Annotated in this window: 13 protein-coding genes and 1 pseudogene; 10 read left to right on the forward strand and 4 right to left on the reverse strand. The window is 32.6% G+C overall.

Translation table 11 applies throughout. The annotated features are described in order from the left end of the window. Nucleotides 1-34: 34 nt before the first annotated feature. A complete protein-coding gene (rlmD, locus tag P8F83_RS21495) occupies nucleotides 35-1,414 on the forward strand; it encodes a 23S rRNA (uracil(1939)-C(5))-methyltransferase RlmD (RefSeq protein ID WP_326512603.1) in 1,380 nt (459 codons plus the stop codon). 245 nt (nucleotides 1,415-1,659) lie between these two features. Here rlmD and P8F83_RS21500 read toward each other — a convergent pair whose 3' ends face one another. Beyond that, nucleotides 1,660-2,646, reverse strand: a complete 987-nt coding sequence (locus P8F83_RS21500) for a carotenoid biosynthesis protein (RefSeq protein WP_326512604.1) — start codon at nucleotides 2,644-2,646, stop codon at nucleotides 1,660-1,662. A 160-nt stretch (nucleotides 2,647-2,806) separates the two neighbouring features. On the opposite strand from P8F83_RS21500, the gene P8F83_RS21505 reads away from it, so the two are divergent. Then, nucleotides 2,807-3,373 (forward strand): TetR/AcrR family transcriptional regulator, encoded by a 567-nt coding sequence (locus P8F83_RS21505; protein ID WP_326512605.1) that lies wholly within the window; start codon nucleotides 2,807-2,809, stop codon nucleotides 3,371-3,373. 131 nt (nucleotides 3,374-3,504) lie between these two features. On the opposite strand, the gene P8F83_RS21510 is transcribed toward P8F83_RS21505, so the two are convergent. Further along, on the reverse strand, nucleotides 3,505-4,215 hold the full coding sequence (locus P8F83_RS21510; RefSeq protein ID WP_326512606.1) for an ABC transporter permease: 711 nt from the start codon (nucleotides 4,213-4,215) through the stop codon (nucleotides 3,505-3,507). After that, nucleotides 4,215-5,156, reverse strand: coding sequence for an ABC transporter ATP-binding protein (locus tag P8F83_RS21515; protein WP_326512607.1), 942 nt, complete (start codon nucleotides 5,154-5,156; stop codon nucleotides 4,215-4,217). The genes P8F83_RS21510 and P8F83_RS21515 overlap by 1 nt, the downstream gene beginning before the upstream one ends. Before the next feature lie 166 nt (nucleotides 5,157-5,322). On the opposite strand from P8F83_RS21515, the gene P8F83_RS21520 reads away from it, so the two are divergent. The 3 genes from P8F83_RS21520 (at nucleotide 5,323) to P8F83_RS21530 (ending at nucleotide 8,199) form a co-directional block, all read left to right on the forward strand. Continuing rightward, nucleotides 5,323-5,997, forward strand: a complete 675-nt coding sequence (locus P8F83_RS21520) for a response regulator transcription factor (RefSeq protein WP_326512608.1) — start codon at nucleotides 5,323-5,325, stop codon at nucleotides 5,995-5,997. After that, complete coding sequence (locus tag P8F83_RS21525; protein WP_326512609.1) at nucleotides 5,994-7,073, forward strand: HAMP domain-containing sensor histidine kinase; 1,080 nt, start codon at nucleotides 5,994-5,996, stop codon at nucleotides 7,071-7,073. Before P8F83_RS21520 ends, P8F83_RS21525 begins: the two co-directional genes overlap by 4 nt. Before the next feature lie 178 nt (nucleotides 7,074-7,251). Further along, nucleotides 7,252-8,199, forward strand: coding sequence for an NAD(P)-dependent oxidoreductase (locus tag P8F83_RS21530; protein WP_326512610.1), 948 nt, complete (start codon nucleotides 7,252-7,254; stop codon nucleotides 8,197-8,199). Nucleotides 8,200-8,223: 24 nt separating this feature from the next. Here the strand turns inward: P8F83_RS21530 and P8F83_RS21535 are convergent, their stop codons facing one another. Continuing rightward, nucleotides 8,224-9,039, reverse strand: coding sequence for a helix-turn-helix transcriptional regulator (locus P8F83_RS21535; protein ID WP_326512611.1), 816 nt, complete (start codon nucleotides 9,037-9,039; stop codon nucleotides 8,224-8,226). 162 nt (nucleotides 9,040-9,201) lie between these two features. Between P8F83_RS21535 and P8F83_RS21540 the strand changes: the two genes are divergently transcribed. The 5 genes and pseudogenes from P8F83_RS21540 to P8F83_RS21560 all read left to right on the forward strand — a co-directional run bounded on the left by P8F83_RS21540 (nucleotide 9,202) and on the right by P8F83_RS21560 (nucleotide 14,480). After that, on the forward strand, nucleotides 9,202-11,151 hold the full coding sequence (locus tag P8F83_RS21540; protein ID WP_326512612.1) for an alpha-L-arabinofuranosidase C-terminal domain-containing protein: 1,950 nt from the start codon (nucleotides 9,202-9,204) through the stop codon (nucleotides 11,149-11,151). A gap of 171 nt (nucleotides 11,152-11,322) precedes the next feature. Then, nucleotides 11,323-12,150 (forward strand): AraC family transcriptional regulator, encoded by an 828-nt coding sequence (locus tag P8F83_RS21545; protein WP_326512613.1) that lies wholly within the window; start codon nucleotides 11,323-11,325, stop codon nucleotides 12,148-12,150. Nucleotides 12,151-12,257: 107 nt separating this feature from the next. Beyond that, entirely contained in the window at nucleotides 12,258-13,472 is a 1,215-nt protein-coding gene (locus tag P8F83_RS21550; RefSeq protein WP_326512614.1) for a multidrug efflux MFS transporter, read from the forward strand. Nucleotides 13,473-13,474: 2 nt separating this feature from the next. Continuing rightward, nucleotides 13,475-13,667 (forward strand): annotated as a pseudogene (locus P8F83_RS21555) (isochorismatase family protein); the annotation flags it as partial. Nucleotides 13,668-13,880: 213 nt separating this feature from the next. Further along, on the forward strand, nucleotides 13,881-14,480 hold the full coding sequence (locus P8F83_RS21560) for a DUF2271 domain-containing protein (protein ID WP_326512615.1): 600 nt from the start codon (nucleotides 13,881-13,883) through the stop codon (nucleotides 14,478-14,480). The last annotated feature ends 125 nt before the right edge of the window (nucleotides 14,481-14,605 follow it).

A 14,605-nucleotide genomic window follows, 5' to 3' on the forward strand; every position in this document is an offset into this window, starting at 1 on the left:
TTATCGAATTTAGGAAAGCGCAAGGGTGATAGATTTGGTTGAAAAGAATAAAGAATATGTTTTAGATATAATTTCTCAAGGATATGAAGGAGAAGGAATAGCTAAGATTGGTAGCTATCCAATATTTATAGAGGGTGCATTAAAGAACGAAAAAGTTAAGGTTAAAATAGTAAAAACAAAAAAGACCTATGCATATGGGAAGCTTTTAGAAATTATAGACGAATCTCCAGAAAGAGAAATTCCTGTGTGTGGAATATATGAAAAGTGTGGAGGTTGTAGGCTTCAACATGCAAGCTACAAGGCTCAGATAGATTTTAAAGAGGAAAGAGTTAAGGATTGTATAACTAAAATAGGAAAATTAAATGATAATATAGTTTTAAAGCCTATTGGAATGGAGAATCCTTTTAGATACAGAAATAAGGTCCAATTGCCTATAGGCTCAGTTAACGGAGAGCTTAAGATCGGTTTTTATGCGCCTAGAAGCCATGATATTATTGATTTAAAGACTTGTCATATTCAAGATGAAATTGGGGATAAGGTTGTAGAACTAACTAAAAAGTGGATGAAGAAATACAACATAACTCCAGCTACAGTAGATGGAAGATATAATCCTAAGGGTATCATGAGACATATTATGATAAGAAAGGGATTTAAAACTGGGGAGGTAATGATAGTTCCAGTAACAAACTCTACTGAGCTTCCATATAAAAAAGAATTTATAGAATTGATGATAAATAACATAAAAGGGTTAACTTCAATAGTTCAAAATATAAATGATAAAGAAACCAACGTAATACTTGGGATGAAATCTAGAACTCTTTGGGGAAAAGATACTATAACTGATTATATAGGAGGCTTTAGATTTAATATATCTCCATTATCATTTTTTCAAGTAAATCCAACACAAACAGAAGTGCTTTATTCTAAAGCTTTAGAGTTTGCTGGCCTTACTGGGGAGGAAACTGTATTTGATGCATATTGCGGTACTGGAACAATAACACTATTTCTATCACAAAAAGCTAAAAAAGTTTATGGGGTTGAAATAGTACCACAAGCCATAGATGATGCATGGAAAAACGCAGAAGCAAATAATGTGGATAATGTAGAATTTTTTGTAGGAGAGGCAGAAGAGGTAATACCAGACCTTATAACTAAAGGAATAAAGGCAGATGTTGTGGTTGTAGATCCACCAAGAAAAGGTTGTGAGAAAGCTCTGCTTGAAGCAATAACATCTATTAATCCTAAAAGAATTGTATATGTATCTTGTGATCCAAGTACCTTGGCTAGGGATTTAAATATTTTAGATGGACTTGGATATAAAACTGAGAAGGTTCAGCCAGTTGATATGTTTCCTCAGACGGCTCATATAGAGAATGTTGTATTGATGACGAATAGTTGTCCAAAAGTTAAATAAGACGGATTGACTACATATGTAGCTGTTTTGATGTGAAAATTAAGTGAAAATCGGGCTTTAAAAATTAATTTTATAGCCCGATTTTTTTGACCTTTTTATAGAGGACATCTGAGATTTTCATTGGCTGCTAATTAAGGGTTTATTTCCTATCTGTTTTATCTTAAAAAAGCAGCTAAGGGCTTAAAATACACCACACATTCTAAACAGGCAGCAAGCCCTTACTGCTTACTTATTGAAATATTTATCTAACTTGTTTGCGATACTTCATTTCTTAGGAAAAACTTTTTGTTCAAAACATAAATTCCACACCAGCCTATCAATAATAACAATTGTGCAAGGATAACAAGCCATAGTACCTCCATGTACCCGCCAATAACACAAAGTAAGGTGTTAACCAGAGGAAAACCTAGGAAAGTAAACATGATTGGAAAATCTTTTTTGTAATTCAAAGAGCTAACAAAACGACGATCCCAGAACTTAACTAAGGCTAACACTAAAACTCCCACTGTAATTATGGAAAGTGCAATCAACATTACCCATTGCATATTAGACGTTCTTGGGAAAAATGGTCCCATAAAATTAAAGAAATTGGATAAAGGTGAAACCAAACAAACTAGAGAAAGAATGGAAGCCAATATCGGATATATATAACCAATTAGATTATTGTAACCTTTCTTTTTATGCCACCATTCACCGATTAAAATAAAGGCAGTCCAGTATCCGGCTATATAGATCCATCCTGTAAAATTCATGACAGGTTCCCCATATATTACAGGTTCACCAGGGATCGGGTAATAACTCCACCTGGCAATGATTCCTTCAGAAGTTTGAAAAATCTGTTTTACTGCGACTGGATCCAGTGAAAAGTCAAAAATCATAGCACTAAGTCCAGTAATGAATGGTTTCGTCCAGGACGGTATATTTATCGTCTTCAAAACACGTAACGTTGAGTAAACTATAAGAAACTCGATAATTGGAACAGTTAATGGTATATTGAATATCATTAGGATACTGCGCCCATATGCGTAAAAACCTTCATTTCCCATAAGTCCCATAGATACCGCAACATTTTCAAAGGCTGCGGCGTAGAAAAAGACAAAACCTATGAATTGCATTAATATAATCTTTGGACGTTCTTCGTTATTAATTATATAAAAAATCATTAAAGTTGCAATTATTAAAACTAAAATATCTTGAATAAGCCATACAGGAACTAATGTTATATTTTCCATTGTTTGTACCTCCAGTTAAAATTAATATTTGTGTCGAACGTTCAAATATATTATAATAACACCATGTTACTTAATCAACAGGCAGTTCGATAACATTACGTTCGATATCTTACAAACGATGTAAGGGATGTTCGTTTATGATTTATTTAGGGAGGATATTATGGCATACGAAAAAGCTGACCAACGAGTGAGATATACAAAGATGGTTATAAAAAACAGTTTATTGGAACTTATGAAAGAGAATCCTATCAGCAAAGTTACAGTTACAGATATATGCAAGAAAGCAAATATAAACCGCAATACTTTTTATTCACATTATGCGAATCAGTTTGAACTTCTATCAAATATTGAAGATGAGTTATATGAAGAAATCAGACAGGTTGTGGAACATACTATGAACCTTAAAGCATCTGCTAAACTATCATATGAAATTTGCAAGTATATAAAAGCAAATAGTAATATATGTGAAGTATTATTTTCAGAGAATGGGGACAAAAAATTATTAGAACGTATTATTTATATCAGCCACGATTTAAATATTGAGAAATGGAGTAAAGAAGTTAAATATTTTGATCAAGAATTATTTGATAAATGGTATACATTTACCGCATATGGCAGCATAGCCATAATAAAAAAGTGGGTTAATAGTGGACTGAAGGAAAGTCCCAGCAAAATTGCTGCTTTTATTGATAAAGCGACAGAAGCAGTATCAAAAGATTTTTATTAATGCGCCATTTCATGCATAGAATTTACTCCTGGTGAATGATAAAATTCTCCACAGACTATACAGGCAATATATAGTCTGTGGAGAAAGTAGTTATTATACCCTATCATCCTTATACAAAAGCTTAATTAAACCTATTGCTGTTCTGCAAACCTCCACCATGCGACTGTTCCAACAAATCCTGTTACTCCAGTAATCGCAAGTATGGAGATGCTAGTGATTCCAAGAGGAACATTTGAAATAAATAATGCTGGAATTGTCCAAGGAAAGTAAGCTGAAAGTCCAGCCTGCGCAACGACATTGGAAATGACCACAATAAGGAACGCAAGTCCAATAGGTGCTAAATATCCCTTACTGACATTTGCCAATAAGGCACTTATTGTACTAACAACCATAGTTAGTAGTGATGCTAACATAAAAGTAAAAAAGCTATTCATGATAAGCAACCATGTGCCACCATTAAGTCCAATTAAAATACCCATAATGAATACAACTGCAAACATGAAAAAGGCCATCAATACATCCCAAAGAAAAATTATGATGAACTTTGAGATTACCACATAAAGTTTAGATACAGGTTTCACTAGCAATTCACTGATTGTTTTATCTGTATACTCCCGTCCGAAAACCCAACATGAGGTGAAAGAGAATCCAATAACCAAAATAGCAGTGATTGAACCAAGTAAATCAGTTAAATAAGGTTCCCACCCTGTATTAACAGCATTGTTATATGTTACTAGGCCAAGCATAATTGGCATAGTGGCAAATGCGACAACAACAATCCAAAAAACACTTGAACGTAATACTTTAAGGGCCTCACAATGTATAAATGACAATATCTTCATTAGTTCATCCTCCTTTGACTTTGAATAATTCGTAAAAAATAACCTTCCAAATCTTCTGTAACGATGTTTAGTTGAGTTGGGGGCTGTCCAAAGCGAACCAGCAATTCAGCTAATCTTTCAGGCTTTTCAGTTACGTGGCCATCGAAAAGCAACAAGCGGCCATCTGTATTTTCTTCAAAGTTATATCCGTGTTCTGTGAGTATATGTTTCATTGCATTTTTATTACGTCCATCTAGAATCATATGTTTTTGTAAAGACTGTTCTAGATGTGCCATTTTAATTTCCTGAATTAAGCTACCTTCATGGACAATGCCAATTCGATCGACCAGCTTTGAAAGTTCCTCCAGTTGATGACTAGATATAAAGATAGTAACTCCAAAATTTTTTGATAAATCTAAAAGCATTTTCCTGATTTCTACGACACCAGCAGGATCCAGACCGTTGATAGGTTCATCCAAAATTAAAATTTTTGGATTGTGAATCATTGCTTTGGCTAACCCTAGCCTTTGCTTGTTTCCTAAAGAAAGATTTTTTGCTTTCTTATTTTTATGAGACTCTAAACCGAGTTTTTGTATCACTCTGGTAATAGATTGGTGATCAGATATCATTTGCATCCTACGGGCAATATCTAAATTTTCTATTACAGTAAGTCCTGGATAGTAAGTGGCATCCTCTAAATAACCAACTTGTTCCCACAACTTGTGACTTCCAGAGTTAACTTTATTTCCTAGCATATAGACACTGCCAGACGAAGGGGTTAGCAATGACAGCATCATTTTAATTGTGGTAGACTTACCAGCTCCATTCAAACCAAGAAATCCGAATATTTCTCCACTATTTACCTCAAGTGAAAGATCACTAACGGCACGATAATCACCAAAATTTTTTGTGAGACTATCCAACTGTATTGCAGCTAAGGCGTCACTATTTAATCTTCCCATTTTATACACTCCTTTTGTGAATTTCTTTTTACGTTTTTATTAAAATTAACGCTATAATGAACTTTAATTTTAAAACATCAACTGAACATCAATTTTTACTCAAATTTCAGTTGATGTTTAGTTTACTTTGTAGGTGATATAATACTTATAATGGAGGTGAACTATAGTGTTTGATATTTTAATTGTCGAAGATGATATAAATACACAAAAACTAATGTGCGCAGTTCTAAAGCGTGGCGGATATAACGCATATACTGCAAAAGACGGACTTGAGGCCCTTGATAGGATGGAAACACAGCGATTTGATTTGATTGTTTTGGATCTGATGATGCCTCGTATGGATGGATATAAATTTTGCGGGCAATTAAGAAGTGTGGGAGAGAACATTCCAATACTGATGGTAACAGCCAACCAGGAGACTAAAGACAAGCATAAGGGGTTTCTTGCTGGAACTGATGATTATATGACGAAACCTTTTGATGAACAAGAGATGCTATTTCGAGTAAAGGCGCTTTTACGTAGAGCACAAATTGCCAGTGAACACAGAGTTGTCATGGGGGAAACCACAGCAGATTACAATACGCTTACTGTTTCATGGAAAAGTAAACAACTTGCTTTGCCAAAGAAAGAATTTCAACTTCTTTTTAAGCTCATGAGTTATCCCAATATGATCTTCACGCGCAATCAACTAATGGACGAATTTTGGGGATTGGAGACTGAAACAGACGAGCATACTTTGAATGTTCATATAAACAGATTGAGGGATAAATTTAGAGATAACCAAGATTTTGAAATTGTTACTGTACGCGGCTTGGGATATAAAATTGAGAGGCGAGTATGAAACAAATAAAAAATAGATTCACAAAGAAAATTAGTCTTGTTGTTTCCTTGGTGATCTTGGTTTTTCTAGTTATGTTACTGTCTATTTTATCGGCTGGCTTGATAGCTTATTTGCTAATCAAATTAGGAATCATGGATTTAGAAGGTACTGCAAGTCCAAGTCGAGCAATCTCCATAATGGCATATATCAGTATTTTTTTGGGAGTGGTAATAGCAACATTATTAAGTCTGCGCTCTGTTAAACCAATTAGAGACATGATGAAAGCCACTGAAAAGGTATCTCAGGGTAATTTCTCGGTCATGGTAAAGGGTAGTTTTGTATTTGAATTGGATGCACTTGCTGGGAGTTTCAATAAGATGGTGCATGAGTTAAAAGGTATAGAAACTCTGCGTAGTGACTTTGTAAGAAACTTTTCCCATGAGTTCAAAACTCCAATTACTTCGATTAGTGGATTCGCAAAACTATTACAGGCAGATGATATTAGTGAGGAGGAAAAGCAGGAATACCTGAATATAATAGTGCAAGAATCAGAGCGCCTTGTTCATCTTTCAACTAACGTTCTTAACCTTTCAAAAATAGAAAGTACAGAAATTATTAGCGGAAAAACTATCTATTGTTTGGATGAACAAATTAGAATTGCAATTGTAATGTTAGAACCAAAGTGGAGCGATAAAAACATTCACGTTGACATTAGACTCGAAGATGGAATTAAAATACTTGGAGATAAAAATTTAATCCATCAGATTTGGGTTAATCTTCTTGAAAATGCCATTAAGTTCACCAACACTAGTGGAGTAATAAAGGTTGGTCTATGGAGGAGTGGGGAAAAGGCAATATTTCAGATCGAAGATAACGGATGCGGAATGAATGATGAAACTATAAGTCATATATTTGATAAGTTTTTCCAAGGAGACACGTCTCACTCAGTAGCTGGAAATGGATTAGGTTTGACGTTAGTCAAGAAAATTATAGAATTATGTGAAGGAACAATTGAAGTACAAAGCGAGCTTGGGAAAGGTAGCGTTTTTATTGTGAAATTGCCACTAGGCTTAGATCTTAAGATAGATAATAATTAGTAATACAAAGCTTTGTCATTAAGCGGGTAAGCTAGGAAACGTGACAAACACCTTTTGATTTTGCTCCAAATTATCTAATGGAATTTTTGAAAAATTTAAAATCTGCTATACAATATTTATTATAAGAGGAAAATAAAAAATTCGAATTATGGTATATAGAATGAAGGGTGGTTTAATAATGAAGATACTTATAGTAGGCTATTTTACAGAGAACTCAAAATCAAATGTTATAGGGAACTTTCCAGAAGAATGGGACGTTGTAATTGTCCCACCAGGAGAAGAAATGCTGCATCATATTAAAGATTGTCAGGTAATCATACCTGAACATATTAAAGTGGATAGCAACCTGCTTTCGATAGCAAGAGAATTAAAGTTGGTACAGACAGGTGCAGGATTTGATAATGTTGATATTGATGCCTGCACGAAGTTAGGTATTTGGGTAGCGAATGCTGCGGGAGTGAATGCACAGGCAGTAGCTGAACACGTAATGGCACTGATGTTGTCTTATTATAAAAACATACCGTTTCTTGATACTTTTATGAAAAATAGGATGGATGAAAATCAATTGTATTATACAGGAAGCGAATTAAAGGGCAAAACGATTGGTATTATCGGCTTGGGAGCTGTAGGTAAAAAAGTTGCTGAGTTTTGCAGGGTTTTTGATATGAATGTACTAGCTTATGCTAGAAATACAGTTGTACATTCTGATGGATTTGCAAAAATAACGGATTTCGATACTCTTATAAGCTTATCAGATATAGTAAGTGTACATGTATCCTTGAATCAACAGACAAAACACTTAATCAATAAAGAAGTATTCAAGAAAATGAAGAATACTGCACTTTTCATCAATACAGCCCGTGGTGGGATTGTAAATGAAGGAGACTTGATTGATGCATTAAAAAATAAGGATATTTTAGGAGCGTGCCTAGATGTGTTTGAATCTGAACCGCTTCCTATTAACAGCGAGCTCAGGAGTCTTGGTAATGTTATACTTACCCCACATACGGCAGGTATGCCTGACGGGATCAAGTTCCACAAAAAAAGATATGAGTTTTTTGTGAATAATATAAAACGTGTAGAGAATGGTGAAGAGCCTGAAAGCAAGTTAAATCAATTGTTATAGTTTCGGTACAAAGAATAAGATTAATTAAATCTTATTCTTTTTTTCTCTATACTTAGTAGGAGTCATTTCCGTTACCTTTTTAAATTGGCGCATAAAGTGAATATCATTATTATATCCGCACATTTCTGATATCTTTTTAATTGGAATATCAGTTGTGGAAAGTAAGTATTTGGCATGATCAATTCTACTTAGAATTACATCTGTAATTGCACTTATTCCAAATAATTCTTTATATAGATGTTGAAAGCTAGACCTACTCATACTTAATTCGTGGGATAGTTCATTAATATTCCAATTAATATATGGCTGATTATATATTTTTGTCCGTATAATAGATAGTTTATTGTAATGGGTATTTATAATTTCATTATTTGAGTTATGTATTTTGTTGCTTAGCTTTAAAAAGAATAGTTTTAGATATAATTCGATAGTATCGTATTTGTAACGGTTTGACGCATAGGTTTCATAGCATAAGTTATTTATTATTATTGAAAGTTCATTTAAATTACCAATGTGTACTACTTCATCTTGAGGAATACCAAGGTTTTTAAATAAATCTTTTTCTTCTGGATCTATTTTAAAATGAAACCAATCATTTTGAAATTGAGAACCAAATGAGCGATAGAACTGAGGGGTATCCTCTCTGTATAATATGAAGGAATCAGGTCTTGTTATAATTTCAGAGCCATTTAATGTGAATATGGCAGGAGTTTTTAGAAGGAGCAATAGATAGTTTCCAGAACCATTGGGTCTACTTATATTGAAATCAGCATCGTGGCTATGATTATAGCCTATATTTATTATATGCATATATATTCCATCCCTAAAAATTTGATACATTTATTGTATTTTTGTACTAACATATTGTCAATATTAAATTTGCACAATATGTTAGTACAAACGCATGATACTTAATTGATATTTAATATATGACAACGTATACTGATTACATAAATTAGTGGAAAGTATTAGAAGTGATTAATTTTTAGAAAGGTGATGTTTGTGAGAATTGAAATAACAGATAAGTTAGGTAAAGATATTAATAAAGGAATGATAGGTCTTTTCTTTGAAGACATAAACTATGGCTTAGATGGTGGCTTGCATGCAGAAATGATTGAAAATAGATCTTTTGAATTTGTGGAGTCTAGGGGATTTAAAGATAATTATGAGATAATATTTGATGGGCTTTATGGTTGGGGCGCTTATCCAAAAGATGCAAATGGTGCTGAATTAAATATACAATCAACTAAACCACAAAACAATATAAATCCACATTATCTCGAGTTCATTGCATCTGAAAACCAAATGGGTTTTACTAATAAAGCTTATGATGGAATCTGTATGAAAAAAGATTTGACATATCATATATCTTTTTATGCAAGAACAGAAGATTATATGGGTGGAATTGAGGTTTGCGTAGTAAAGGATGAGAAAATAAAGGCCAATGTGGTTGTGACAGAATCAGTAAGTTCAGAATGGGTTAAATATCAAGCGGATTTAATCTCTAATGAAGATATTTCATATGGAGAATTTGTTGTGAAACTGAGTAAAGCAGGAAAAGTTTACTTTGACTTTATATCAATGAGGCCTTCTGATGCTGTTCTTGGTCTTTTTAGAAAAGATTTAGCTGAGATGCTAAAAGATATGATGCCAGGATTTTTAAGATTTCCAGGAGGATGTATAGTAGAAGGGAACACTTTAGATAGCCGTTATCAATGGAAAAGAAGCATAGGAAAGGTAGAAGAGAGGAAGGTAAACTGGAATCGTTGGGCTGTTCATGGAAGTACAGAAGAAAATAATTACACAAGCGAATATAGTCATTATAATCAGACTTTAGGAATTGGATACCATGAGTATTTTCTTTTATGTGAATATCTTAAAGCTAAGCCTATCCCCGTTATAAATGTAGGACTTGCGTGTCAATTTATGTCTTCTGAAAAAGTAGAAATTGAAGACCTTGAATTTCAAGAATTTGTACAGGATGCTATTGATTTAATAGAATTTGCAAATGGACCTGTAGATTCGAAGTGGGGAAAAATACGAGAAAAGATGGGTCACAGTGAACCATTTGGGCTTGATATGATAGGTATTGGTAATGAGCAATGGGAAACCGAGAATATAGACTTTTTCAAAAGATATGAAATATTTGAAAGAGCAATCCATGAAAAATATCCATATATAAAGTTAATTGGTTCGGCTGGCCCAGATATAAGTTCTAAAAAGTATAGTGATGCATGGAGTTATTATAAGGAGAGGGTAAATAATAATCCTAGTTATGTATATGCCGTTGATGAACATTATTATGTAGAACCAAAGTGGCTTTGTGATAATGTACATTTTTATGATAAGTATCCAAGAGATATTAAGGTTTTTGCAGGTGAATATGCTGCTCATTATGGTTTTGAAATGAATAGACCTGACTTTAATGATTGGGAAGCAGCTTTGTCAGAAGCAGCATTTCTTACAGGAATAGAAAGAAATGCAGATGTTGTTGTACTTGCTTCTTATGCACCACTTTTTGCAAGGATTGGATATATGCAATGGTCACATGACATGGTATTTTTTAATGGTGAGGCTTCTTACGGAAGTCCAAGCTACTATGTTCAAAAGATGTACAGCACACTTATGGGGACAAATCTTCTTGAAGTAATAAATGATGTGGAAGAAATACCATTTACTGTTTCTTATAATAAGGAAGAACAATATATAATAGTAAAGCTTGTTAATTACTTGGAGCATGAGGTTCGTGTAGATTTAGAAACTAAATTCTCATTAGCTGAAGATGGGGAAATGTATATTATGGAAGGGAAAACAAAGGATGTAAATTCTATATATAAACCATTTAATGTAGCTCCTAAAAAATATGATATTAATGTAAAAAACAGCATGAGTTATGAAATAAATCCAAGGTCATTTTGTGTAATTAAGATGTATTGTAAGGATGTAGAATGATACAATTTATAAATAAAATTAATCTTCTAGTTAAATTTCAATGTCTTAGAGAGTAAGAGTAAGTTGAGAAAGTCACAGAAGGAGAGTATGATTTAATCTAAGAGTATTATTTTTATGAATTGTTTAAGCTTAAGGATTTTATTTATTATGTGAACAACTAGGAGAAAAATAATGAATTTTAAGAATATGTTTTTCTATATACATTATTGTAATGGCAGAAGACTTATTAGAGAAGACAGTGCGAAGAGATTTACAAGAACTCTTAAACATCATGAATTGGCTTTTTTTACAGGTGGAAAGGGAACGATTGAGATAGAGAATAAGAGATATAAAATTAGAAAAGGGATGCTTTTTTATATTTGTAAAGGGGTATTACATTCATTAGAGTCTGATAGTAATGAGCCACTTAGTTTCTTAACTGTACATTTTAGTTATACCAATATAGATTTTAAGGATGGAAACTGGAATATAGAGGAGCCTATGAAAAGACTTCCTATAAGTACTGTATTAGATTTAAAAGATTATTATAATGTTGAGGATATGTTTCAAAAACTTTTTGATGGTTGGAATGCTAAATTACCGGGATATGAGTTTGTAACTGGAACATTATTTCAGCAGCTATTGATTACTATATATGAAAATGTAAAAGGACAAAATAGAATTTATTCAAACTCAATAAAAGTTGAAAAAGCAATTAAATATATGCATGTGCATATAGATAAAAAGATAACTTTATCTGAATTATCAGAAGTGATTCAGATATCTCCTTTCTATTTATCAAAGATTTTTAAAGATGCTACTGGTTACTCTGTAATAGAATATTTTAATAAGATAAAAATTGATAAAGCTAAAGAATTATTTATAGAAGGAAATAAAAAAGTAAAGGAAGTTGCAAATACTCTCGGATTTGCAGATGAATTTTATTTTAGCAGAATGTTTAAAAAGTTTGAAGGAATAAGTCCTTCAGAATATTATAACAAGAATATCCATGAAGTTTAATATAATACATGGTATAGAGCTCTCTTGTAAGTTAAAATGATATTGCTAATTAATCATGTGATTAGGTAGTAGCGACATTAAACTTAGCGGTAGGAGGGCTTATATTTATGCCTATATGGAAAAGAAATCTTATCTTTTGCTGGTTTGGAATGTTTATGACTGGTATAGGAATGAGTCAAATAGCACCAATATTACCTCTTTATATAAAATATCTTGGAGTTGATAATCCTAGTGAAATAGCACAGCTTTCAGGGATAGCTTTCGGTATTACTTATGTAGTTTCAGCTATCTTTTCACCGATTTGGGGACATGCTGCGGATAAGTTTGGAAGAAAACCAATGCTTTTAAGAGCGAGTTTGGGAATGGCTATAATCGTTGGAGGAATGGGTTTTTCAACTAATGTATATATACTTATAGGATTAAGAGTTTTACAAGGAGCTATAACAGGTTACAGCACATCATGTACAACCTTAATTGCAACTCAAACTGATAAAGATAATGCAGGATATGCATTAGGAACACTTTCAACTGCTAGTATTGCAGGATCTTTACTAGGACCTACAGTTGGGGGTATCATAGAATCATTTTTTAACTTAAGTAGCGTGTTTTTTATAACTGGGGGACTGCTTTTTAGTGCATTTATAACAACACTTTTATTTGTAAAAGAAGAGTTTGTACGTGAAGACAAAAAAGTTCTTAGTATTAAAGAAAAGTGGAGTATGGTTCAAGAAAAAAATTTAACTGTCACTATGTTTATAACATTTTTTATATTAACAGTGGCATTATATTCGGTAGAACCTATAATTACTGTATATATTGGACAACTTACTTCAACTACTAAAAATGTAGCTTTAATATCAGGAGTAGTATTTTCATCTTCAGGGTTGGCAAATGTACTAGCTGCCCCAAAACTAGGAAAACTTTCTGATAAAATAGGAGCTCATAAAGTTATTCTAGTATCTTTAATATGTGCAGCAATTATTTTTATACCACAGGCCTTTGTTAAAAATCCTTGGCAACTTATGTGTCTGAGATTTTTACTGGGTTTAACAGCAGGGGGATTAGTTCCTTCTATTAATATACTCGTAAAAAAGATAACACCAACAAGTCTTACAGGAAGTATATTTGGACTTAATATGTCGGCAGGATATCTAGGGTCATTCGTAGGGGCGGTATTAGGTGGGCAAGTAACGGCTTTACTTGGAATAAGATATGTATTTATTATTACTAGTATATTATTAGCTATAAACTCAATATGGGTTTATTTTAAAGTATATAAAAAATCTAACATAGAAAGATTACTATTAACAAAAAGACAATGAGGAGCTTCTATGGAACAGATTTAGATTTACAACCAAGGTGTAAAGGAATTGACACCATTGTTTTGTGTGGTATATCTACATCTGTAGGAGTAGATGCAACTGCTAGAGAAGCCTTATCAAAATGAATATAACCAAATTTTCGATAAAGATGCAATGAAAGCTTCGACTAAAGAAGAACCTGATTACGTTTGTTAATACATACTTCCTAAAATAGGTAAAGTTAGAAATACTGAAGAGATAATAAAGAGCTTATATATTTAATTGATTAAAAAAGATTTTGAATGAATTTTCGAAGTCTTTTTTACTTATGTTCTTAAAATGTAAAATAATCTTAATAAATATATTGGAAAATATATGCTAAAATATATGATAAAATATAGATTAATTAATTTATTAAAGGAGGAAGATATGAAAGCTTTAAAAGGGATTACCTTATTATTTTTAATAGTTATAAATATTATTTTTTCAGCTTGTAGTAATAATAATTCATCTTCAGTTACTACAATAAAACAGGGAGAAGACAGTATTTCTAAGACATTAGAAATCTCCTTTCCATATGAAAAACAGAAAGGGTATGCAACTAATCAATTTGCGGTTTGGATAGAAAATGAATCAGGAGAATATATAAAGACTATTTTTGTTACAAAATTTACGGCAACTAAAGGATATGAGAAAAGAAAAGATGCTATTCCGACATGGGTAGAAAAATCTAATATAAGTGATGGAAGTACACAGGAGATTGATACTGTTACGGGGTCTACTCCTAAGAAGTCAGCCGATCTAGTATATGTTTGGGATTGTAAAGATAAAGATGGAAATGAAGTGCCAAAGGGTGTATATAATTATTATGTTGAAGGCACTGTAAAGTGGGAAAACCGTGTACTTTATAGTGGGAAGATTGAAGTTGGAGGAATTGATTCATCTTCTGAGGCGAAGGTTGAGTATTCTACAGAAGAGGCAAAAGAGAGCGATATGATAGGAGCAGTAAAAGCAGTATATAATAAATAGTATAGAATGGAGAAGTAGGCATTTTTAATCTACGTATACTGGAACCAATGTTATGCAATTCAAGACTATTATGAAAAATGGGATTTAAACCATCGAATGCATATATTACATTTAATGGTTTCTTT

The organism is Clostridium intestinale (genome assembly GCF_035905475.1).
GTDB lineage: Bacteria > Bacillota > Clostridia > Clostridiales > Clostridiaceae > Clostridium_T > Clostridium_T intestinale.

Coding starts and splice junctions, on each gene's coding strand:
- P8F83_RS21515 (WP_326512607.1), bottom strand. CDS start 5,156: ATGGGAAGATTAAATAGTGACGCCTTAGCTGCAATACAGTTGGATAGT.
- P8F83_RS21525 (WP_326512609.1), top strand. CDS start 5,994: ATGAAACAAATAAAAAATAGATTCACAAAGAAAATTAGTCTTGTTGTT.
- P8F83_RS21550 (WP_326512614.1), top strand. CDS start 12,258: ATGCCTATATGGAAAAGAAATCTTATCTTTTGCTGGTTTGGAATGTTT.
- P8F83_RS21510 (WP_326512606.1), bottom strand. CDS start 4,215: ATGAAGATATTGTCATTTATACATTGTGAGGCCCTTAAAGTATTACGT.
- P8F83_RS21530 (WP_326512610.1), top strand. CDS start 7,252: ATGAAGATACTTATAGTAGGCTATTTTACAGAGAACTCAAAATCAAAT.
- P8F83_RS21545 (WP_326512613.1), top strand. CDS start 11,323: ATGAATTTTAAGAATATGTTTTTCTATATACATTATTGTAATGGCAGA.
- P8F83_RS21500 (WP_326512604.1), bottom strand. CDS start 2,646: ATGGAAAATATAACATTAGTTCCTGTATGGCTTATTCAAGATATTTTA.
- P8F83_RS21505 (WP_326512605.1), top strand. CDS start 2,807: ATGGCATACGAAAAAGCTGACCAACGAGTGAGATATACAAAGATGGTT.
- P8F83_RS21535 (WP_326512611.1), bottom strand. CDS start 9,039: ATGTATCAAATTTTTAGGGATGGAATATATATGCATATAATAAATATA.
- P8F83_RS21560 (WP_326512615.1), top strand. CDS start 13,881: ATGAAAGCTTTAAAAGGGATTACCTTATTATTTTTAATAGTTATAAAT.